The organism is uncultured Butyricimonas sp. (assembly GCF_959596855.1).
In the GTDB taxonomy this organism is placed as follows: domain Bacteria; phylum Bacteroidota; class Bacteroidia; order Bacteroidales; family Marinifilaceae; genus Butyricimonas; species Butyricimonas muris.
In genome coordinates, this window is sequence record NZ_CAUFYA010000001.1 from 238,553 (window position 1) to 260,119 (window position 21,567).

Sequence of the window (21,567 nt, forward strand, 5' to 3'; positions counted from 1 at the left end):
TTGTTAGTTGAAGATTTTAGATTATGGAGTTTGAATCAAAAATTTGGAATGATTTCAATCTAAAATCCAAAATCTAAAATCTAAAATTAATTTATTCTTCAGTAGCGGCTTTTTCCTCTACCACTTCCTCTTGAGCTTCCGCTCTGTCGGCGCCTTTCTTGTCACCTTCTTTTTCTCTCTCTGCTTTTCTTTCGCTCAGACCTTCCTTGATAGCTGAAGATACTTTGTCGATAATCAAAGAGATAGAAGTAGAAGCGTCGTCATTTGCCGGGATTACGAAATCAATTCCCTCGGGGCTTGAGTTCGTGTCCACGATAGCGAATACCGGGATACCAAGCGTGTTGGCTTCTTTTACCGCGATATATTCCTTCATCACGTCAACCACGAAAAGAGCGGCCGGAAGACGGGTCAGGTCAGCGATGCTGCCCAAGTTCTTTTCCAATTTTGCTCTTTGACGAGATATCTGGAGTCTTTCCCGTTTTGAAAGGTGAGAGAAAGTACCGTCTTTTTCCATTTTGTCAATGGTGGTCATTTTCTTCACGGCCTTACGGATAGTCGGGAAGTTGGTCAACATTCCGCCCGGCCATCTTTCAGTCACGAACGGCATATTGATATTTGAAATTTTTTCAGCAACAATGTCCTTAGCCTGTTTCTTTGTTGCAACAAACAGAATTCTTCTGCCTGACTTGGCTATTTGTTTCAAGGCTGCACTTGCCTTGTCCAACATGATAGCGGTTTTGTTCAGGTCAATAATGTGGATATCATTACGCTCCATGAAGATATACGGAGCCATTTTAGGATTCCATTTACGGGTAAGGTGTCCGAAGTGACAACCTGCATTTAATAATTCGTCGAAATTCGTATTTGACATTTGTGTCATTTTTAAAGTTTACATTCTTAAATTTTATCAATCGCCGGGTAGTTCTCTCGAGAAGTCCCGCCAATTTAGATACTAAACTCTGATTAACGTTTAGAGAACTGGAATCTCTTACGTGCGCCCGGACGTCCCGGTTTCTTACGCTCAACTTCGCGCGGGTCTCTGGTCATGAAGCCTGCCGCTCTCAGTTTGGATTTGTCTTCTGCGTTGATTTTCACCAATGCTCTGGCAATTCCCAAACGTAAAGCTTCTGCCTGTCCGTTAAAACCGCCTCCAACAAGGTTTACTTTGATATCGTATTGTCCGGCAACGCCTAATAATTCAAGCGGTTGTTTCACTACATACTGGAGGGTAGGCAACGTGAAATACTCTTCCAAGCTCTTTTTGTTGATTGTAATATTGCCTTTTCCTTCGTTAAGATAGACGCGGGCTACCGCTGTTTTTCTTCTACCTACTGCATTTACTACTTCCATACCTTGTTATTTAAGTGTATTTATATCAATTACTTTAGGCTGTTGTGACTCATGATTGTGCTCCGGTCCCACGAACAGGTGCATGTTCTTGAATACAGCTCTACCAAGGCGGTTTTTGGGGAGCATACCTCTTACCGCATGCTCGAGTATTCTCTCGGGGAAACGAACCATCTCTTGTGCGGGAGTTGAAATACGTTGTCCTCCGGGATACTGCGTGTGTCTCCGATATTCTTTATCGGTCATTTTCTTTCCGGTGAAGATTACTTTCTCCACGTTTACAATGATAACATTGTCACCGCAATCCACGTGCGGGGTGTAGCTGGGTTTGTATTTGCCTCTCAATAGTTTCGCAACTTTAGCGGCAAGACGACCCACAACTTGATTCTCAGCGTCAATCACAATCCACTCTTTTTGCGCGGTGGCTTTGTTGACGAAAGTTGTTTTGTAACTAATCTGATCCACTTCTTTTTAAATTATTAATTAAACTTCTGTTTGTATTTCTTCATGGACGCTCTGGCGTTCTTTTTTCCGGTTGAAAATAACGAGGTTTATCGGGCAAACTTTTAGCTTTCAACGGAATCCGAAGCTTCACGGGGAGCATGGCTAAGGTATTCCTCGCGAATTTTCGAGCATTCCACTCCAAAATGAGGGGCAAAATTACACAAAAAACTTTGAACTCCAAAACATTCCGTGAAAATTCGAGAGCGGGAAGATTTAATCCATTTTTTATATTCTACAAAGAAAAGATATCTTGATCAATAAGTAAATTAAGTCTCCAATAATGAATAAAGTTTTTGCCTTTTATCTTGTTATTCTAGTGAATTTATGGCAATGCTATGCTAAAAGATACATTGCAAGGGCTATGATCATTACAATTAGCAAAAGTTGCATAAATAGGGACTGCGTGAATATTCGTATTTAAAAGTTTATTATAAAACCAATATATTGGATTATTCAGATCTCCTGTTTTTTTTATTTCCTTTGAATTTATATCTATTATGGATATATTCCAATCTTTTATAACATTCTGTTCCTTAACAGTTAAATTGTTTTTATTTTTTATTGAACCAATAAAAGTGTTCATCTCACTAAGAGATAAATCAGCTTCAATCAACATTATTTTAAGATCTCCAAACATTATTGATGATATATATACATGTTCATCCTTGTTCTCTTCTGCAAAATTCAAAGGAGTTGAAGGGATGTCCATGTCAAGACTAAACAATTCGCGTTCTAAAACGATGGCGATCCCATTCTTTTTGCTCATGGAAATTTTATCGTACCTTTCTCCTGTTAATATACTATCTAGGTGTATTCCCAAATAGGAAAATTGCAAAAAAAGTTCTTTATAAGAATTATATCTAAAACCATTATCATATTTGAATGATACAATTTGTTGACTATCATTTTCTCGTTGATAATCCTTTATTATCAAGTTCATGTTTTCTTTTGATGGTATTTGAGAGTAATGATAGCATTTTTTGTTGGTACTAAATGATAAAGAAATTGAATTGCAATCTACATTATCCACTACTTTCACATTTGGAAATTGTTTTAAATTGCTATCAATAATTGCTCCGATATAGATATTTACTTCGTTATTTGGGATTACAAATAATTTTTCACTTTGTACAAAAAGACTATGTCCTTTTTGATCTGGCCAAAGGCTATCGTGCATTAGCAGCAGCGAGGAGGGAAGATAATCACTCCAAACTATTTCAGATAAATTCGTGGAGTCAATCTTTATTATAGGGTCTTCGTGCTCAAGATTGTTGTGACAAGCGCTTAGTCCTATTTTTATTAAAATTATAACAAAGAATAATCTATTCATATCTTTTAGTTTAAGAAGCTGTTTCCATTATGGGAAACAGCTTTTCATTGAACAAATTTAATTACTAATAGTTTTCTTCTGGCCAAACATCATATTTGTATCTTGAATCCAAAGCGATAGGTTTTAATATTTTGTAATAATCCCCTTCAGTTAATTGACATCCCCATTCTTTGAACCAAGTATATTGACCAAATAGAACATCTGGGTCATAGTTTTCTTCAAGTTGTAAACACATTTGTTTGAATAATAATATGGAATTCTCTTTATATGTATTTTGTATAAAACCTTCTTCTTCAACTTTAAATTCATCATCAATTAGATCATCCCATTTAGCATCTTGACAACGTTGGTAGCGATAAACTTGTCTGTATTTAAATTTAATAAAAGAAGCGGGTTCGGTTCGAGTTGTTGCTGCTAAATCTGAATAGAAAGCAATATATACATCTCCATTTTTCCAACCTTGTCTATAATTACTCCAAGGTTTTCCATCCATGTTTCGGTACTCGATCCTTGCATAAACAGGATCAGACGAAACATTAATTTTAAATTTAATCTTTACAGGTGCGTTATCACTTAAATAAGCAAAGCTACAATAAATCGGAACTCCTGGAGTCATAGAATTAAATGTACCTCCTTCGGATATATGGCGAATAAAATCTTGATATCCGTTTACTGTCTGTGCGCCTGATTGTCCGTCCCCTCCTATTAGATAAACTCGCATAGTAGCTGAACTCAACATGCGCTTCGCTTCGTCCGTTAATGTACTTGATTTCTTGTAGAAAATTGTTTTAAAGGCTTGCTCGATAATCTTGTGTGCTTCTGTATATGTATAATCCGTTTCTATTGCCAATATCCCCATTCTCCCATAAGTAATAGATGCCGCATACACGGGAGAATACCCACCTGTCTGCTCCGAAGTTAAATGACCGTTAATTAAACTTCCTGATGACGGAATATCCATGTCTATAGTAAAATTGCGCTGAACAAATCTTACATATAAACCTGTTTTTTTAGATATCTTTTGTACTTTCTCTGAAGAAGATGAAGTGTTGCTAAAAAATAATGCACTAGTTTTTGCATTGGAGCCAAATGCCATCCTTAACTCGTCGTAAGAAGTAAATTGATCGATATTAAAATTTAGTGATGAATTCTGGGAGCCAATTCCTTCTTGTTGCAAAACATCATTTACAAAACTTCTCGTAGCAGATAGTGAGGGTTTTTCAATAGTTCCCACAACTTTTTTAGCAGGAAATGACACAGAGACAGTTATTGGATTAATCGTTGTGCTAATTGGAGTGTAGTTACAATCAGAAATTGTATTCCCCTTTAACAAAGAACCCGGGAAAATATATCTTTGAAGATTTGGCAAGATTATTGATTCGTCTGCTTGAGCATAAATAGTCCTTCCGAAGTCATTTTTCCACAAGCTATCTTTGAGAATCTCTGTTGCACGAGAAAGATTATTTTGTCCAAAGGGTTTTATATTACCATTTTCCCACTTTTCTATTGCCATTTCTGGCATATAGTTATGAGTATTAACATTAATTATTTCCTCGGGGAATTTAGGAAGATTAAATGCAGGATTATTATCATTAATCTCCAACGAGTGTTTTTCACAAGCACTAAAAAATAATAGTGATATAATGGATATAAATAGTATATTTTTCATATCTTTTCGATTTTGTGTATAAATTCATTCTTGAAAATTCTATTTTGGAATATTAATCCTAAATTTTGTGTAAACAGGAGAATTATCAATTAAATAACTTGCGGTAAAAGCAATAGGAACGCCTGGAACCTCAGGAGAATAATAACCTCCATTAATTATATATTTCTTAAAAGCGGCGAATCCTTCAACAGATTCTGCAACACCACTTCCATCTCCTCCAACCATATAAATTTTTATATTAGATTCATCTATGATTTTTTTATAATTACTGGAAATACTAATATCTCCATTAATTATTTTGGCATCAAATGCAGCTTTTACTGCTAACCTAACTTCATTATAACTATAATTTGATTCCATAGTTATAATTCCCATTCGCCCATAAGTTATCGAACTAATATAAACAGGGGAATAGCCTGTTAGAGAATTTATATCATCGTTGTTCAAAAGTAAATTTCCATCGTATGGAATATCCATGTCCATTGTGAAATTTTTCTGAATAAATTTAGCAATTAAGCCTGTTCTTTGAGATATTTTCCCTTTTGCCGCATCTACAGTTATATTGAGAATGCTGGCAACATTAATATTAGATGCAAAATTTAACTTCAATTCGTCGTAATAGGTGAATTGATTCATATCATAACTGAAAGACACTATTTGTTTCCCGGACATACCATTATTATTCATAGTGTTAACAATAGATTGTCTCATTGCAGAAAGAGAAGGTCTTTCTATCTCATCAATTACAAATTTAGCTGGAAACGAGTATGAAATAGTAATAGGTTCCACTTTATTGGTTAATGCCTGATACTTTTGGGTTTCTAAAGACTCTCCTTTTAATAGTGCTCCTAAATAAATATATCTTTCTAACCCTTGTAGTGATGTGATTTCATCTGTTTCATATATTAAAGTATGGCCAGTTGCTTCAGGCCATAAACTATCTTTAAGGAAGGATAATGCCCTTGAGTTTGAGTTGTATTGGTCTGTATTACCCGCCACTATGTCGATAGGGGTTTGTGGATATTTTATTAGTGCATGAGTATTTTTTTTCTTTTCTAAAATAAGCTTATCGTCTTTTGAACAAGAAATTATGAAAGTAAGCATCGTAATGGATGCCAATAAAATATTTATAGATTTCATATCATTAGTTTTTATATTGTACGACTTGTTTATTTATAATAATGATTGTTTTTCACAAACAAACTTCAAGTATTTCTTTTTACATTCGTGCCTCCTTTCTTATCTTAGAAAGAGCGGACGTTGCCTATGCCATTTCGAGGGGTGTTTGGCAACGTCTTTTCTTTATTAAACTTACTTTTATTTAGCCATAATAAAGTATAACTTATTAATATATAGGCAGGTAATACGACAGTGTCGTTTGTGTTTAACAATATAAACTTTATTTCTAGGAAATCTTGATGTTTTATCAATAAGATAAAAACTTATTGTACCACCCCGTTCTCCGCAGGAGATAAATCTATATTGTTGGAGGCAGGTCTTCTGACTTATCCTTTCCTAGAGTCTTCCCATTCATGAATGAACAGTGACGTAGTTCTAGGAAGTCAACTTCAAATTGAAGTTAGGACTTACAGCTGCGGGAACAGTTACCGAATTACACGGTATTCCCTTTTAATCTTTATCTAAGATAAAAGAACCTCTTTCCTATGATATTAATAAATTGCTATATTTTTATGACAATTTATTTTTAAGAACTCTTGGCAAAGATAAATAATATTTCTTTGAATATATCCCTTTGTTGTGTGATTTTTCTATTGAATATGAAAAATATTTTAGAATATGTCAAGTTGAAATTTGATTTTTTCAACAGATGATGAATAGAGAGTAATCCAAACATTTTGAAAATTTTGGGTGTAATATCATGGGGCGGGAAGGGAATCCGGAGAAGTACTTTATGTCGAGAACGGGATGAGGTTCTCCTCAAAAACTATATAAATTCAGTTTGAATTCCGTATCAATTCCGGTTTACTTCCGATTATAAAGTTTTTACTAAGCTTTTAGTAAGCTATTAAAACGCTATTACAATATAGGGTTTTAATAGCGTTTTAATAGGGAACTAATAGCGTTTTACACGGAAGTGAACCGGAATTCATACGGGAATGATACAGTATTCGGGTAGGATTTATTACTGTTTATCAGTCTTATTGGTACTGAAGTCTTCAGTTGTTAATTGAATTTCTCTTTTGGAATGTATTTATTGTCTTTCGTGTAGCACGTGAAGATGCCCAAAGCTCCTTGTATGTTACCGACGAGGGGAACGGGAGTGGTGATACTTCCTTGGTTGGCGCTGTTCGCCTCGTAAAGGGAAATCTGGTAATTATAGCATGCCTCGGTGATACGCATCAACGTGATAAAAACAGCGTCGGCTTGCTCTATCTGCGGGCATTTTATCGTTTTTTCGATGGATGTTCCCGGGGTATGGTCGGACAGATCCATGTAGATGGTTTCTTTTTTCAATATCGGGTCATCCTGAGCGCTCTTTCGGGCTTGCATACTGAAAATATAGTAGTTTTGCCTCGGGTTCCGGGATGTCGGGAATGTAATTGACACGGAATTGGTTGTTTGGGAAACCGTGTAAGAAGAAATTTCAATAGCCTCGGGAACGGCTGTTTTAGCTGTAATGTGTTCGTCCTCGGGTGTAAGGATGCTCAGGAAGAGAGAGTCTATCCCGTAATTCTCCATGCGGGTCATGTGTTGGTAATTGCCTAGAAAGGAAGGGGCTCCCGGCACGGGTACCAGTTGAATGACGCTGTCGGCTTTGATAGATACATCCAAGTCAACGACGGCTCCCGGGTCAATCATTTCGGTAAGAGGTAAAATCTTTGCCGCGTTTAGAATATAAGGTTCTCCGGGGATGCAATAACATTCGATAAAATATCCGGAGATGGCTCCCATGTCTTTGATCGGGAGTTCCTCTTCGGGCATACAGGAGAACAGCCCTGCCAATATGAATATGGAGATGATTTTCCTCATTCGTTTTTACCAATTAATGCGCAGTGAAAGGTAAGGAATAAATGGTAACATTACCTTGGATTTTGGGATAATTTTTGTTAAGTTACGGGTGGTTTCCGATTGAAAATAAACAAACGAGGGGTTGGATTGGTTGTACACGTTGTATGCCCCGATGCTTAATTTGTAAAAGGTTTTCTTGCCGCTGAATTTGTAATCCAGACTGGCGTCCAGCCTGTGGTTGTCCGGTAATTTGTAATTATAACGGTCCGTGTACACGGGAATCAGAACCGGATTTTCCCCTGTCTGGATTTCCGTGATGTTTTGTGCCACGACCATCCCTTTCGGGAATGTCGTGTACACGCCCGACGAGAATGTCCATAGCGTGTTCAGCAGGAAACGGGGTGAAATTTCATAAGACAGGTTCAGTACGACGTTGTGTTTCACGTCATACGGGGGAAAAAAGGATCGCCCGTTGTTGATTTCGGCAAACTTGCGTTTGGATTCCGAGAGCGTGTAGTTGGCACGTGCATACAGGGCATGGTGGTTTAACGTGAGGTCAAACTCCATGCCTTTGGCATATCCCTTGCCTTGAATCAGGTTGTCGGTCAAGGCGGAGTATTCCGTCTGGATATCCGAGGCGAAGTCTTTCACGTTACGCATGTCTTTGTAAAACAGTCCGGCATAAAAAGAAAGGGTTTGCCCGATCTCTTGGTTTACGCCGATCGAGTACTGGTGGCAGATCGCGGGTTTCGTGTTTTTTGCCAGCGGGTACCAGATGTCGATAGGGGTTTTTACCGTGAAATAAGGGTACAGGCTCAGATACTGCACCGTTTTCGCGTAGTCAGCCCACAGGGTGGTTTTGTTATTTGTATAGCTGATCTTTGCCCGGGGGGAGAACGTGTGAGCTCGGGTATCCCCGTGGTAATACTGGTAATTGCCCCCGATATTTAACGTGAAGTTGTGATTTAACCGGTAGTTTATATCCATGTAAATCTCGTATAGATTAAAATCCCTGTCGGAACTTTTTATCAGAAGGTTTTCACGTTCGTTTGATTTGTTCGCCGTTTCAAAACGCGAATACTCGAATTTGCTCCCTGTGTTTATATTTATTTTGTCGGAGAGTTTACGGTTGTAGGAAATTTGTCCCAGTAAAGCGTAATGGCGGTTGCCGCCGCCCATGGGGATGCTGCCGAAGGCGTCGCCCTCGCTGTACGTGTTTTTACCACCGAATTGGAAATCCCATTGTTCTTTGGAAGTGGGGGTATAGGAAGCGTTGATGTTGCCGGAAAACGTGTGCCAGTCGAATATGTATTGCACGTGTTCGCTGATCTTCATTTTCATGTGGTCGATGGAGAAGAGCCCGAAAGCGGAGGCTTTCCACTTGTCCGAAAGACGTGAATCTATACTCGCGGTAATATCACTGAAAGAGTACTCCGGCATATAGTTAGGATTTTGTTCGTTGTCCATTGACCGGTTGTAGAGTTTGGAGATATGCTGCAAATAAGAGGTACGGGCGGAAACGGCAAACGAGGTGTGATTCTTTATGATCGGTCCTTTGGCTTTAAGAGCGGATGACACGAGTCCTATGGTGACTTCCCCCTCGTGTTTGTATTTGTTGCCCGGATCGGGACGCATGTTTATATAAGAGGAGAGAAAGCTGTTGTATCGGGCGGGGAAGCCGCTTTTGAAAAGGGTGGAATTTCCCAGAATGTAAGGGTCGAAAGTGGAAAGTACCCCGGTAAGGTGATCCGGGTAGGCTATCACCATGTTGTTGATTAAAAAGCCGTTCTCGTTACTGTTTCCCCCGCGGACGTAAATGCCGGAGTTCAGCGCGTTGGTGGTCACGATGCCGGGCATCGTGGCAAGGTATTTCAAAACGTCCTGTTCTCCCAGTATCGCGGGTATCCGTTCAATATTTTTTATGGACGAGAGGATACGTCCGCTTGCCGGCACGGCTTTTACCACTACTTCTTTCAGGTTGTTTTGCTTGTTTCGTAACGTGACGACGAAAGGAGCATCACTTTTCGTTAGTTTGTAGGTTTCGCTCTTGTAGTTGACATGCGAAAATTCCAAGGTACAGGGGATCGTGCATTCCAGTTGGAAAAAGCCTAGCGAGTCGGTGGTGGTGCCGTTTTTATTCTCCATGCAATAGATATTTACCCCACTCACGGGTTCTCCCGAGTTCGCGATGACTTTTCCCATGACAAGCGTTTGTGCCTCAAGGGAAAAAGAGATAAGGGTGAACAGGATAACGAACCATCTAGCCATACATGCAACCATTTGTATTTCCGAAACATTACAAATGTAGTAAACAAATTAACAGGATCATGGTTGAGCGTGTGAATAAATGTTGTTATTTTGCAGATTAACAGTAAAACTCATGTCATGGGAATATATGTACACGTGCCTTTTTGCCGGAGTAAGTGTTTTTATTGCGGTTTTTATTCGGTGGCTTCTCTGAAATTGAAAGAGGCTTATCTGGACGCGATTGAGCGGGAGATAGCGTTGCGGCGGGGGTATTTGCCGGGTAAGGATGTGAGTACGGTTTATTTCGGCGGGGGAACTCCGTCCTATCTGGAGCGGGGGGAGTTGCAACGGATAGTGGATGCGTTGGAAATGCATTATGATATTTTGCCGGGAGCGGAACGGACTATCGAGTTGAACCCGGAGGATTTGACAAGGGAGCGGTTGGCGGGTATCCGGGAGATGGGTTTTAATCGTTTAAGCATTGGTGTACAGTCGTTTTCTGACGTTCATTTGAAGCGAATAAACCGGACGCACACGGGGCGGCAGGCAATCGAGGGGGTGCGATTGGCGGCATCTTTGGGGTTTGATAATATCAGTGTGGATTTAATTATCGGGTTGCCCGGACAGACGGACGAGGAGTTGATGCATGATGTTGATATTGTAAATAGTTTGCCTGTAAAGCATTTGTCGGTTTACATATTAAGTGTTGATTCAAATACGGTTTTCGAGGTGATGGTGAGGCAGGGGAAGTTTAAGCCGGAGGATGAGGAGGTGATGGCTTGTCGTTATGACAGGGTGTGCAAGCGTTTGAAAAGTATTGGTTTCGAGCATTATGAAATATCTAATTTCGCGCGGGAGGGGAGATATTCGATTCATAACACGTCCTATTGGCAGCAAAAGCCTTATATCGGTTTCGGTCCTTCGGCTCACTCGTATGATTTGTATTCCAGACAATGGAACACGGCGAATTTGAAAACCTATATAGAGAGTTTAAATAATGGATTGTTATCTTTTGAAAAAGAGGAATTAACGGATGTTGATTTGTATAACGAGTACGTGATGACGAATTTGCGGACGATGTGGGGGATAGATAAGTTGGATGCGGATAAGAAGTTCGGGAAGTTTTGGAGGGAAGTCGGGATGTCGTTACAAAAGTATTTGGACTCCGGCGATTTGGTAGAGCGGGATGGGAAAATCCGGATTACGGAATCCGGTTGGGTGATATCGGATGCTATTTTGAGTGATTTGTTTATAGCCTAGTGATGGGGCGAACGGGAGATTTCGGGTTCTGTGATGGAAGAATCTAAGAGAGAATTCTAAGTTTGGCAAGCAATTTGTACAGCACCGAAAGGGTCTATAAGTTATTTTTTAAGGGTTTTGACTGTGCCGTAGTGGAAAAAATACTATTTTTGCAGTGTAAGTTTAATATTTAAATGTTTTTCAGATGAAAACAAGTAGAATGTCAGTCAAAGAACTGTTGCAATCAACGGATTGCGGTATTGAGGTTGAGGTTAAAGGATGGGTAAGAACCAAACGCGGTAATAAACAAGTGAATTTTATCGCGTTGAATGACGGCTCTACGATAAATAATATACAGGTGGTGGTTGACATGGAGAAGACCCCGGAAGAGGTGATGAAGAAGGTGACAACGGGTGCGGCTGTTCACGTGAAGGGGTTGCTCGTGGAGAGTGCCGGAAGTGGACAGGCTCGTGAGATTCAGGCTTCGGAGGTGATCGTGATGGGAGAGGCCGATCCAGATAAGTACCCGATTCAACCGAAAAAGCATAGCTTGGAGTTCTTGCGGGAAGTGGCGCATTTACGTTTCCGCACGAATATTTTCGGTGCGGTGTTCCGTATTCGCCACGCGATGGCTTACGCTATCCACAAGTATTTTAACGATCATGGTTTTTATTATTTGCATACGCCGTTGATCACGGCTTCCGATTGCGAGGGGGCGGGAGAGATGTTCCGGGTAACAACGCTTGATCCGGTTAACCCGCCATTGATGGAAGACGGGAGTGTTGATTTTAAGCAGGATTTCTTCGGGAAAGCCACGAACTTGACAGTGAGCGGACAGTTGGAAGGGGAGTTGGGGGCTATGTCCTTGGGACGTATTTACACGTTCGGACCTACTTTCCGGGCTGAAAATTCCAATACTACGCGGCATTTGTCGGAGTTCTGGATGATCGAGCCGGAAGTGGCTTTCTATGATATTAATGATAACATGGATTTGGCGGAGGATTTCTTGAAATACTTGATCCGTTACGCTTTGGATAACTGTATGGATGACTTGCAATTCTTGAGTAAGCGTTTGCAAGAGGAAGAGAAGGACAAGAAAGCGGAAGAGCGTTCCATGGAGTTGATAGAGAAGTTGCAATTCGTGCTGACTCATGATTTCGAGCGGGTGACCTACACGGAAGCTATCGATATATTGATGAACAGCAAGCCGAATAAGAATGGTAAGTTCCAGTATCCGGTGACGGGCTGGGGCGTGGATTTGCAAAGTGAGCACGAGCGCTATCTGGTGGAGAAGCACTTCAAGAAGCCGGTGATTTTGACGGGATACCCGAAGGAGATCAAGGCTTTCTACATGAAGCAAAACCCGGACGGCAAGACCGTGGCGGCGATGGACGTGCTTTTCCCGCAGATTGGGGAGATTATCGGTGGGTCGCAACGTGAGGAGAATTACGATAAGTTGGTTACCCGTATGCAGGAAGTCGGGATTCCGGAGTCCAGCATGTGGTGGTATTTGGATACAAGACGTTTCGGTTCGGCGGAGCATAGTGGTTTCGGGCTTGGATTCGAGCGATTGTTGCTGTTCGTGACCGGAATGGGAAATATCCGTGACGTGATCCCGTTCCCGCGTGCGCCGAAGAATGCTGAATTTTAATTTTTAGGATAAAGGGATGCTCAAGCAGAGTTTACAACAGAAGTTGGGGTTGAAAATCAATCCGTTGCAAATCCAGCTGATAAAGCTGCTTGAGCTTCCCACGTATCAATTGGAACAACGGATAAAGGAGGAGTTGGAGTCGAATCCTCTTTTGGAAGAGGGAGAAGAGAAGCCGGAACCGGAGGTGGATTTCAAAGAGGGGGATGATGAGGTGGATTACGAAGAGAATGCGCATGAAGAAGAGGAATATAATTCCGCGGATGATGAATTTTCTTTGGATGATTATATTAGTGACGATGATGATATTCCGGATTACAGGCTGAGTTCCTCGAATGCATCCAAGGATGATGATGCCCGCGAGTTCGTGCTTTCGGGCGGGATTTCGTTCCGCGAGAATCTGGTGCAACAGTTGGGCACGCAGCATTTGCGTGAGCTGGATCGAAAAATTTGCGAGTATATTATCGGTAATATTGACGACGACGGTTATTTGCGCCGGGACGTGGAGAATATCGTGGATGATTTGGCTTTCGGCGCGGGTATCGAGGTGGACGACGCGAAGATCGAATCCCTGTTGAAGGTCGTGCAGCAATTTGACCCGCCGGGTGTAGGGGCGAGGGATTTACGCGAGTGTCTGTTGTTGCAGGTGAAACGCCGTTTGTCGGAAGGGGCTTCCCCCGCGTTGGTGGATGCCCGTATTATTCTGGAGGATTATTTCGAGGAATTTTCCAAGAAGCATTACGAGAAGATTTCCAAGCGGATGAAGATTTCGGATGCCGAGCTGAAAGAGGCGGTGGACGAGATATTGAAATTGAACCCGAAACCGGGTGGACAGATTTCCGATTCGTCCGTGCCGGGTGCGGAAAAGATTATACCGGATTTTAATCTGGATATCGTGGACGGGGAGTTACAACTTAGTTTGAACACGGGAGATATTCCCGAGTTGCGGTTGAATAAGTCTTACGTCAATATGCTGGAGGATTACCAGAAGCATTCCAATTCACGGGAGAAAAAAGATGTGGTTTCTTTCGTGAAATACAAGTTGAGTTCAGCCCGTTCGTTTATCGATGCCGTGCAGCAGCGGAATAACACGTTGATGCTGACGATGACGGCTATCGTGCAGTTCCAGAAACAATTTTTCATGACGGGGGACGAGAGTAAGTTGAAACCGATGATCTTGCGGGATATTGCTGATATCACGGGATTGGATGTTTCGACGATATCGCGTGTTTCCAATTCAAAATATATACAGACATGGTTTGGTATATATTCTTTGAAACAGTTCTTTTCAGGGAGTATGCCGACGAGTAGCGGAGAGGAAGTGAGTACAGGGGAAATTAAAAATGTGCTTAAGGATATTGTAGAAAGTGAGGATAAGCGTAAGCCGTACACGGATGACGAATTGGTGGATATGATGAAAGACAAGGGATACCAGATCGCCCGGAGGACGATCGCCAAGTACCGCCAATTGCTGGATATTCCGGTTGCCCGACTTCGTCGAGAAGTTTAAAATGAATGTTTTTTTAATATGAGAATTTTTGCATGGTGTGTGTCGGTACTTTTTCACCCGTTGTTGTTGCCGATGTATATGTTATTTATCACGTTTAATTCGGACACGATTTTCTCGGGGATTCCGGTTTACACGCAACGTATGTCTTATATGTTGACTTTACTGGGAGTGACGATGCTGCCGTTGTTGAGCCTTCCGTTGTTGAAATGGCTTGGGTTAATAGGTAATTATCGGTTAATACATAAGCAAGACAGGGTGTTTCCCGTGCTGGCTACTGTCGTGGGGGCTTTTTTGGTGTTTTATCTGTCCCGGAATCTGCCGTTTTCCAATATCGTGCGGGAGTTGTACTTGATTATGGTGATTCTGCTTTCCGGGTTTATGATCGTGACGATGCGCTGGAAGATGAGTATGCATATGACCGCGATAGGGGCTTTGTGTGCTTTTGTCTTTACGTTGGGGACGAAGTATTTCGGGGAGGTGGTAAACCTGTTGCCTTTTCTGATTCTGATTGCCGGGGTTCTGGCTTTTTCAAGGCTATACTTGAAACGACACACTCCCGCCCAGATTTATGCCGGGTTCTTTTATGGCGTAATCGTGGTGAGCGTACTGTTTAATAAAGGGTAATCCAGATATCATCCTGTTTCAAGCGGCGAGCCAGTTCGTCCCTTTGCCTTGTGGCTTCCTGTTTGTCGGGATTGTTCGCTATACTTACCCGGTAGCGTTGGTCTTTCGTGATGATTCGCGCGTCGGTGTATCCCTGTGCTTTTAACCGGGCGACATCTTCCCGTGCGAGGCTCTCGCGGGGATGGCTTGCCACGATGATGTGGTAGCTTTTTGTCGGTGTTGCAGGTTTTTTCGTTGTTGTCGTTTGAGGTGTCGCGGAAGGTTGTGCTTCCGCCGGCGGCACGGGTGTTTCTTCCGTACTTTTGGCGGCGGCTGTTGCCTTGGCGGGAGTCACGCTCAGTTCTCGCTTGACATTAACGGTTGTCAGGTTTTTAGGATTCATTTTATCGCGTTGACAACCGACGAGGGTGAGCAACGCGATAAATGACAGGAATAACACGAATTTCATAGTCGTTCAATTATTTGACAGGATGTATCCATGCTTCTTCATTGCCGGGAATCTTGTGGAGTTGCCGAGCAGCGGCAACGGCCTCTTTGTGAGTGGCGTATCCCTCGTAAGCGACCAGATACAGGTTTTCAAAATAGGGCATGACTAACGCGTTTGGGTATCCTTCTTTCTGAAGTTTCTCGCGTAGGCGGTCCGCGTTGCTTTTGTATTCAAAACATCCGGCGATAAGGAAATAAGCGGGAGCTTCTTTTACGGAGGTCGTTTTTGGCTCTTCCTTGTTTATATAAACAGTGTCCCGGATGATAACCGTTTCTTTCTGAACAGTCTGAACGGTTTCTTTTTTAGTGGTTTTCTCCGTGCATGAGGAGAAAAAAGCGACTAGAACAGCAATCGTGAGAAATAAATATGCTTTCATACTTCGTGAAATTTATAATTTATCATGCCAAGATACGAACAAATTTATTGTTAATAAAGTATTTTCCTCTATTTTTGCGTGGAAAGTAAGAATTTCTAATTTAACTACCGATTATGAATAAGATTATTGGCGTTTTGTTGCTTTTGGTGATGGTTTCTTCCTGTAAGGAGGAGGCTGAACCTGTCGTGAAAATTTCCACGAATTATGGTGATATCCGGATTCGTTTGTACGAGAATACTCCCAAACACCGGGATAATTTTTTGAAGTTGGTGAAAGAGAATTTCTATGACAGTTTGTTGTTTCACAGGGTGATAAACCACTTTATGATTCAAGGTGGTGACCCCACGTCCAAGAATGCAGCGCCGGACGTGATGTTGGGCGAAGGGGATGTCGGCTATCGGGTGGACGCGGAATTCCGTGTGCCGGAATATTTTCACAAGAAGGGAGCGCTTGCTGCGGCTCGTGAAGGCGACCAAGTAAACCCGGAACGCGGTTCCAGCGGGGCACAATTCTATATCGTTCAAGGGCGGGTTTATGAACCGGAAGAGTTGGAAACCATGGTGCAAAGTATTAACGGAAGACGTAAACTGGCATTGTATAACCAATTAAAGATGAAATATGTAAGCGAATTGGAGCGTTTGCAGGAAGCGAACGACACTGCCGGTCTTGCTACCTTGTCGGAGAAATTGACGCAAGAGTGTGACAGTCTGTTCGCCGACGAGGAATTGGTATTGTCCGAAGAACAGAAAAAGGCTTACACGACGGTTGGCGGTACGCCGCATTTGGACGGGCAATACACGGTTTTCGGGGAGGTGATCGAGGGATTGGACGTGGTAGATAAAATTGCAGCCGTGAAAACGGGAAGTGCCGATCGCCCGGAGAAGGATGTGGTGATTTATAGCGTGAGGAAGGAGTAAGAATAGATTATATAATATAATGGATTAAGGAGGGCGTGTCAAAACACGCCCTCTCGTCCATAAAGTCTGAAAGTGTCAAAAGTCATTTTTAACTCCCTCCCCCCTTCGGGGTATTGAGCCCGGAAACCGGTCTCGAGGTGGCTGCGAAGCAGACGGAGGAGTTTTAGAAGGGAATGGACTTTTGACACATTCTTTTATCTCTTTTAGATACCCGTGATTTTCTTGATCTCGTTCAATTTGTTCAAGGCTTCCAAGGGGGTTAAGCTGTTGATGTCGAGTCCCGCGATTTCGTCACGGATTTGGAGTAACACCGGGTCTTCCAACTGGAAGAAACTTAATTGAATACCTTCCCGTTCGTTGCCGATGTTGGCTACATTTTTTTGTATGTTTCCGTTGGAATTACGGTCATTTTCAAGTTGTTTCAGTATCTCGGACGAGCGTTTGATGACGGATTGGGGCAGTCCTGCCATTTTACCGACTTGGATTCCGAAGGAGTGGTTGGAGCCGCCCTTGACCAACTTGCGGAGAAATACGATCTTGTTGCTGATTTCTTTCACCGACACGTTGAAGTTCTTGATCTTTGGGAAGGAACTTTCCATTTCGTTCAGTTCGTGATAGTGGGTGGCAAATAGTGTTTTAGCTCTATTTTTGGGATTCTCGTGCAGGAATTCCACGATAGCCCAAGCGATGGAAATTCCGTCGTAAGTAGAGGTACCCCGTCCCAGCTCGTCGAAGAGGACAAGACTGCGGTCGGAGATGTTGTTTAGTATGTTTGCCGCCTCGTTCATCTCGACCATGAAGGTGGATTCCCCGAGGGAAATATTGTCAGAGGCTCCTACACGGGTGAAAATCTTGTCGACATACCCGATTTTGGCAGATGCGGCGGGGACGAAACATCCGGCTTGTGCCATGATGACGATGAGTGCCGTTTGCCGCAAGAGGGCGGATTTACCTGCCATGTTGGGTCCGGTGATGATAATGATTTGTTGTTTCTCGTTATCCAGATAAAGATCGTTGTCGATGTAATTTTCTCCCGGGGGTAATTGTTTCTCGATCACGGGATGGCGTCCGGCTTTGATGTCGATAACGAATGATTCGTTGATTTCCGGGCGATGGTAGTCGTTAGTTATGGCAACGTTGGCAAACGAGATTAAAGCATCAATATGCGATATGATCCGGGCATCCTGTTGGATAGGGCGGATATATGTCGTTGCCTTTGCCATGAGTTCGTTGTAGATGTCGCTTTCCAGTGTTTGAATCCGTTCTTCGGCACCCAGTATCTTTTCCTCGTATTCTTTTAATTCCGGGGTGATGTAACGTTCGGCATTGACGAGCGTCTGTTTGCGGATCCATGTTTCGGGAACTTTGTGCGTGTGGATTCTGGTGACCTCGATATAGTACCCGAACACGTTGTTGAAGCTGATTTTCAGCGTGGGGATTCCGGTATTTTCGATTTCCCGTTGCTGCATTTTCAACAAGAGTTCTTTCCCGTGGGAAGAGATATTCCGCAATTCGTCCAGTTCCGCGTTCACGCCTTCGGCGATCACGTTGCCCTTGCTTAGTAAAGCGGGGGCGTCTTCCCGGATGTCTTTTTCTATTCTTTGGTATAATTCTTCGCAATCATCCAGTCGTTCCACCCATTTGCATAGAATCTCGTTGCCCGTAGACAAGGCTTGTTCTTTTAACGGTTTAATGGCTTGTAATGCAACTTTTAGTTGAACTATTTCCCGGGGGGAGATACGTCCGACGGCAATTTTAGAAGCAAGACGTTCCAGATCGCCGATGGTGCGAAGTATTTGTTCCAGTTCCAAGCGTTCGTTCTCGTGGTTCACGAAACATTCCACGATGTCAAGACGTTCGTTGATCTCTGCCGGATTTTTCAAGGGCATACAGAGCCAGCGGCGTAATGTACGTCCGCCCATGGGGGTGATGGTTCTGTCGATAATGTCTGCCAAGGAACGTCCGCCCTCGTGAAGCGTGTCCAGAATTTCGAGATTGCGCAACGTGAACCGGTCGAGCAATACGCAGGTCGATTCGTCGATACGGGAGATCGAGGTGATATGTCCGACAAGCTCGTGTTTGGTTGCATCAAGATAGTAAAGTACGGCTCCGGCGGCAGAGATACCGCAATCCATTTTGTCGATCCCGAATCCTTTCAGGGTGGTGACCTCGAAATGTTTTTTCAATCGGTCGGCTGAAGATTCGGTTTCAAAGAACCATTCTTCTATGGGGTACGTGTAATATTTAGAACCGAAGATTTCGTTGAAACGGGTTTCCGAGCCTTTGGGGTAAAGAACTTCCTTGGGCTGGAAACTGTTTAGTATCTTGTCCATGGTTGCCGGGGTGCCTTCCGTCGTGAGAAATTCTCCCGTGGAAAGATCCAGAAGGGAGAGGCCGGCTTTGGTCTTGGTAAAATAAACGGCAGCGAGAAAAACGTTATTTTTGTTGTCAATGGTGTTCTCGTTGTAGGAAACACCGGGTGTTACCAATTCGATAACGCCTCTTTTCACGAGTTTCTTGGTTTTCTTGGGATCTTCCAATTGTTCGCAAATGGCTACACGTTGCCCCGCACGCACGAGTTTCGGGAGGTAGTTGTCTATGGCGTGATACGGGAAGCCTGCCAGTTCGACGTCACCGGGAGAGCCGTGGGAACGTTTCGTCAGGGTGATGCCTAGAATTTTAGCGGTGAGCTTGGCGTCTTCGCCGAAGGTTTCGTAAAAGTCACCCATACGATATAACAGGATCGCGTCGGGATATTTTGCCTTTGCCGAATAATATTGCTGCATTAACGGGGTCGTTTGTTCTTCTGTTTTGGTTGCCATATATTTTATTATCTTTAGCTTATAGATTACGGTTGAATTTCACCTTCCAAAATTAATTATTTTGGGCGAGATTTACTTTAAAACCTCACAAACATTGTGTAAATTTGCCTTGGCTTTAGGAAACGAACAAGGGTTATTGCCATAACCCAGTGGTGTTTTTTTCGTATGAAGGAAGATGGAGGTAGGGGAGGAGCCTAAGTAATAAATTAAAGTATATGGAGAATATAGTGGAAACATTGGCGGCTTACGGGTATTCAAATTTGGAAGATCGTATCGAATTTGAGTTGGACGGCGTGATTGAAAAAGAAATCGCTCCGGCTTATTGCAACGAGAATTTCGAGTTGTGCGTTTCTTGTATGGATTACACGACGTTGAAAGTGACTGACTCCGAAAAGTCCGTGACTGCTTTTGTGACAGAACTTTTAAAGAAAATCAAGAAGAATACGTTGCCGGACGTGGCTTCTGTTTGCGTTTTTCCCCGTTTCGCTCCAGTCGTGAAAGCAGGGTTGGCGGGTACGCCGATCAAAACGACCGTGGTAGGGGCTTGTTTTCCTGCCGCGCAGACATTTCTCGATGTGAAGTTGGCCGAATGTAAGGAGGCTATTGCCGCCGGGGCAGACGAGATTGACGTGGTTATTCCCGTGGGGGAGGTGCTGGAACGCAATTACGAACAAGTTTATAAAGAGTTGGTTGCTATTCGGGAAGCGTGTGCCGGAGTCGTGCTGAAAGTGATTCTCGAAACAGGAGAATTGAAGACGATAGAAAGTATATTCAATGCTTCTCTGCTCGGGGCATACGCTGGGGCGGATTTTATCAAGACGTCAACGGGAAAGGTGCCTATGAATGCTACCCCGGAGGCGGTTTACGTGATTTGTGAGGCTTTGCGCCAATTCCATGTTCAAACAGGGAAAATGGTCGGAATAAAGGTAGCCGGGGGTATCACGAAAGTGCAAAACGCTATTCGTTATTTGACAATCGTGAAACACGTGCTGGGTGAAGCATGGATTAGTCCGAAGTATTTCAGAATAGGAACGTCACAATTATTGGAAGACGTACTGAAAGAGATAAAGACGGTAGCGGCTAAAGACGCGAGTCTTTAGTCATTGCCATTTGCCAAGCGCGTGTAATCTTTTAAAATGGTTTTTACAAAGTCGAGAGGTACCATATCGGTTTCAATACCTGTTACCTCTTTAATTTTTTTTGCCAAAGGGGCAAGTAAGCTGTAATTTTTGTTTCTGTTTACTTCACGAAGTATGTCTTTGATGATTTTGATATCCTTGTCGGAAAGGAGAGCGGCTTGTTGAAACACGACCTCGTATTCCTCCGGGGCATCGTACTGGCTCATCTGTTTTAACGTGACGCTTCTCTCGTGACGAATTACGGTTGTCCCCGCTGCCAGATCTCCAAGACGTTGCGTGTGTTTGGAAACAATGATGGATATAAGGGCGACGGCTCCGCTGGAAATGGTGATGTCAACCAAACGGAATACCCAACGGAGCATACAATCCCAGAATGTGAGTTTTTTACCGTTTAGTTTGACTACTTGAAGACGCATGGTAAATTTTCCGAGGCTACGCCCGTTGAACGCGTATTCACAAATTAAATGATAGAGAGATAATAGAAATACAAGAATGAATATCGCCCAGTCCATGTCTATGAAAGTACTCAATGCGCCTAACACGAAAGCACCCATGAATAGCAACCCGAACAGGAATGCAAAGTCTATAATGGTGGCTAAAACACGGTCTATAACTCCCGCGGGAGTGTAATTGATAGCTACATTATGGGCGGTATTGATAGAGATGTTCATGTTTTATGGAAATATTTTCACAAAAATACAGTTTTTCTCTCGAAATGCATTAATTTTAGCACAGTAA

The 21,567-nt window shown here is 42.7% G+C and carries 18 protein-coding genes and 1 riboswitch; of the genes, 6 read left to right on the forward strand and 12 right to left on the reverse strand.

Annotation, left to right across the window (positions count from 1 at the left end; genetic code table 11):
• Window positions 1-91 precede the first annotated feature (91 nt).
• The 8 genes from rpsB to Q5866_RS00935 all read right to left on the reverse strand — a co-directional run bounded on the left by rpsB (window position 92) and on the right by Q5866_RS00935 (window position 10,088).
• Window positions 92-871: a 30S ribosomal protein S2 gene (rpsB, locus tag Q5866_RS00900; protein ID WP_303178156.1), complete on the reverse strand. Its 780-nt coding sequence runs from the start codon at window positions 869-871 to the stop codon at window positions 92-94.
• Between the two features lie 92 nt (window positions 872-963).
• Window positions 964-1,350: a 30S ribosomal protein S9 gene (gene rpsI / locus Q5866_RS00905; RefSeq protein WP_099291321.1), complete on the reverse strand. Its 387-nt coding sequence runs from the start codon at window positions 1,348-1,350 to the stop codon at window positions 964-966.
• 6 nt (window positions 1,351-1,356) lie between these two features.
• A complete protein-coding gene (gene rplM / locus Q5866_RS00910) occupies window positions 1,357-1,812 on the reverse strand; it encodes a 50S ribosomal protein L13 (RefSeq protein WP_099291320.1) in 456 nt (151 codons plus the stop codon).
• 361 nt (window positions 1,813-2,173) lie between these two features.
• Window positions 2,174-3,181 carry a hypothetical protein gene (locus Q5866_RS00915; RefSeq protein ID WP_303178158.1) on the reverse strand — a complete coding sequence of 336 codons (1,008 nt, stop codon included), beginning with the start codon at window positions 3,179-3,181 and terminating at the stop codon, window positions 2,174-2,176.
• A gap of 64 nt (window positions 3,182-3,245) precedes the next feature.
• Entirely contained in the window at window positions 3,246-4,850 is a 1,605-nt protein-coding gene (locus Q5866_RS00920) for a thiol-activated cytolysin family protein (protein ID WP_099291318.1), read from the reverse strand.
• 39 nt (window positions 4,851-4,889) lie between these two features.
• Entirely contained in the window at window positions 4,890-5,990 is a 1,101-nt protein-coding gene (locus tag Q5866_RS00925; protein WP_255301926.1) for a thiol-activated cytolysin family protein, read from the reverse strand.
• A gap of 332 nt (window positions 5,991-6,322) precedes the next feature.
• Window positions 6,323-6,524: riboswitch (cobalamin riboswitch) on the reverse strand.
• Between the two features lie 510 nt (window positions 6,525-7,034).
• Window positions 7,035-7,841 (reverse strand): DUF4249 family protein, encoded by an 807-nt coding sequence (locus Q5866_RS00930; RefSeq protein WP_303178161.1) that lies wholly within the window; start codon window positions 7,839-7,841, stop codon window positions 7,035-7,037.
• A 6-nt stretch (window positions 7,842-7,847) separates the two neighbouring features.
• Window positions 7,848-10,088, reverse strand: a complete 2,241-nt coding sequence (locus tag Q5866_RS00935) for a TonB-dependent receptor (RefSeq protein WP_303178162.1) — start codon at window positions 10,086-10,088, stop codon at window positions 7,848-7,850.
• 117 nt (window positions 10,089-10,205) lie between these two features.
• Between Q5866_RS00935 and hemW the strand changes: the two genes are divergently transcribed.
• The 4 genes from hemW (at window position 10,206) to Q5866_RS00955 (ending at window position 15,088) form a co-directional block, all read left to right on the forward strand.
• Window positions 10,206-11,327 (forward strand): radical SAM family heme chaperone HemW, encoded by a 1,122-nt coding sequence (hemW, locus tag Q5866_RS00940; RefSeq protein WP_303178164.1) that lies wholly within the window; start codon window positions 10,206-10,208, stop codon window positions 11,325-11,327.
• Between the two features lie 184 nt (window positions 11,328-11,511).
• Window positions 11,512-12,957: an asparagine--tRNA ligase gene (gene asnS, locus Q5866_RS00945; protein WP_303178166.1), complete on the forward strand. Its 1,446-nt coding sequence runs from the start codon at window positions 11,512-11,514 to the stop codon at window positions 12,955-12,957.
• A gap of 16 nt (window positions 12,958-12,973) precedes the next feature.
• Window positions 12,974-14,464, forward strand: a complete 1,491-nt coding sequence (gene rpoN / locus Q5866_RS00950; protein ID WP_099291313.1) for an RNA polymerase factor sigma-54 — start codon at window positions 12,974-12,976, stop codon at window positions 14,462-14,464.
• Between the two features lie 18 nt (window positions 14,465-14,482).
• Window positions 14,483-15,088, forward strand: a complete 606-nt coding sequence (locus Q5866_RS00955; protein ID WP_222621127.1) for a phosphatase PAP2 family protein — start codon at window positions 14,483-14,485, stop codon at window positions 15,086-15,088.
• Here the strand turns inward: Q5866_RS00955 and Q5866_RS00960 are convergent.
• Window positions 15,075-15,536, reverse strand: coding sequence for an SPOR domain-containing protein (locus Q5866_RS00960; protein WP_303178168.1), 462 nt, complete (start codon window positions 15,534-15,536; stop codon window positions 15,075-15,077). The genes Q5866_RS00955 and Q5866_RS00960 overlap by 14 nt on opposite strands.
• 10 nt (window positions 15,537-15,546) lie before the next feature.
• Complete coding sequence (locus Q5866_RS00965) at window positions 15,547-15,951, reverse strand: SPOR domain-containing protein (protein WP_303178170.1); 405 nt, start codon at window positions 15,949-15,951, stop codon at window positions 15,547-15,549.
• Window positions 15,952-16,064: 113 nt separating this feature from the next.
• On the opposite strand from Q5866_RS00965, the gene Q5866_RS00970 reads away from it, so the two are divergent.
• A complete protein-coding gene (locus Q5866_RS00970; protein WP_099291310.1) occupies window positions 16,065-16,868 on the forward strand; it encodes a peptidylprolyl isomerase in 804 nt (267 codons plus the stop codon).
• 203 nt (window positions 16,869-17,071) lie between these two features.
• On the opposite strand, the gene mutS is transcribed toward Q5866_RS00970, so the two are convergent.
• The gene (gene mutS / locus Q5866_RS00975) at window positions 17,072-19,690 is read right to left on the reverse strand and encodes a DNA mismatch repair protein MutS (protein ID WP_303178172.1); all 2,619 of its coding nucleotides are present in this window, start codon (window positions 19,688-19,690) and stop codon (window positions 17,072-17,074) included.
• A 215-nt stretch (window positions 19,691-19,905) separates the two neighbouring features.
• On the opposite strand from mutS, the gene deoC reads away from it, so the two are divergent.
• Window positions 19,906-20,790, forward strand: a complete 885-nt coding sequence (gene deoC / locus Q5866_RS00980) for a deoxyribose-phosphate aldolase (protein WP_227216959.1) — start codon at window positions 19,906-19,908, stop codon at window positions 20,788-20,790.
• Here deoC and Q5866_RS00985 read toward each other — a convergent pair.
• A complete protein-coding gene (locus tag Q5866_RS00985) occupies window positions 20,787-21,500 on the reverse strand; it encodes an RDD family protein (RefSeq protein WP_303178175.1) in 714 nt (237 codons plus the stop codon). The two genes, deoC and Q5866_RS00985, sit on opposite strands and share 4 nt — an antisense overlap.
• Window positions 21,501-21,567 lie beyond the last annotated feature (67 nt).

Coding starts and splice junctions, on each gene's coding strand:
- rpsB (WP_303178156.1), bottom strand. CDS start 871: ATGTCAAATACGAATTTCGACGAATTATTAAATGCAGGTTGTCACTTC.
- rpsI (WP_099291321.1), bottom strand. CDS start 1,350: ATGGAAGTAGTAAATGCAGTAGGTAGAAGAAAAACAGCGGTAGCCCGC.
- Q5866_RS00915 (WP_303178158.1), bottom strand. CDS start 3,181: ATGAATAGATTATTCTTTGTTATAATTTTAATAAAAATAGGACTAAGC.
- Q5866_RS00920 (WP_099291318.1), bottom strand. CDS start 4,850: ATGAAAAATATACTATTTATATCCATTATATCACTATTATTTTTTAGT.
- Q5866_RS00925 (WP_255301926.1), bottom strand. CDS start 5,990: ATGAAATCTATAAATATTTTATTGGCATCCATTACGATGCTTACTTTC.
- Q5866_RS00930 (WP_303178161.1), bottom strand. CDS start 7,841: ATGAGGAAAATCATCTCCATATTCATATTGGCAGGGCTGTTCTCCTGT.
- Q5866_RS00935 (WP_303178162.1), bottom strand. CDS start 10,088: ATGGCTAGATGGTTCGTTATCCTGTTCACCCTTATCTCTTTTTCCCTT.
- hemW (WP_303178164.1), top strand. CDS start 10,206: ATGGGAATATATGTACACGTGCCTTTTTGCCGGAGTAAGTGTTTTTAT.
- asnS (WP_303178166.1), top strand. CDS start 11,512: ATGAAAACAAGTAGAATGTCAGTCAAAGAACTGTTGCAATCAACGGAT.
- rpoN (WP_099291313.1), top strand. CDS start 12,974: ATGCTCAAGCAGAGTTTACAACAGAAGTTGGGGTTGAAAATCAATCCG.
- Q5866_RS00955 (WP_222621127.1), top strand. CDS start 14,483: ATGAGAATTTTTGCATGGTGTGTGTCGGTACTTTTTCACCCGTTGTTG.
- Q5866_RS00960 (WP_303178168.1), bottom strand. CDS start 15,536: ATGAAATTCGTGTTATTCCTGTCATTTATCGCGTTGCTCACCCTCGTC.
- Q5866_RS00965 (WP_303178170.1), bottom strand. CDS start 15,951: ATGAAAGCATATTTATTTCTCACGATTGCTGTTCTAGTCGCTTTTTTC.
- Q5866_RS00970 (WP_099291310.1), top strand. CDS start 16,065: ATGAATAAGATTATTGGCGTTTTGTTGCTTTTGGTGATGGTTTCTTCC.
- mutS (WP_303178172.1), bottom strand. CDS start 19,690: ATGGCAACCAAAACAGAAGAACAAACGACCCCGTTAATGCAGCAATAT.
- deoC (WP_227216959.1), top strand. CDS start 19,906: ATGGAGAATATAGTGGAAACATTGGCGGCTTACGGGTATTCAAATTTG.
- Q5866_RS00985 (WP_303178175.1), bottom strand. CDS start 21,500: ATGAACATCTCTATCAATACCGCCCATAATGTAGCTATCAATTACACT.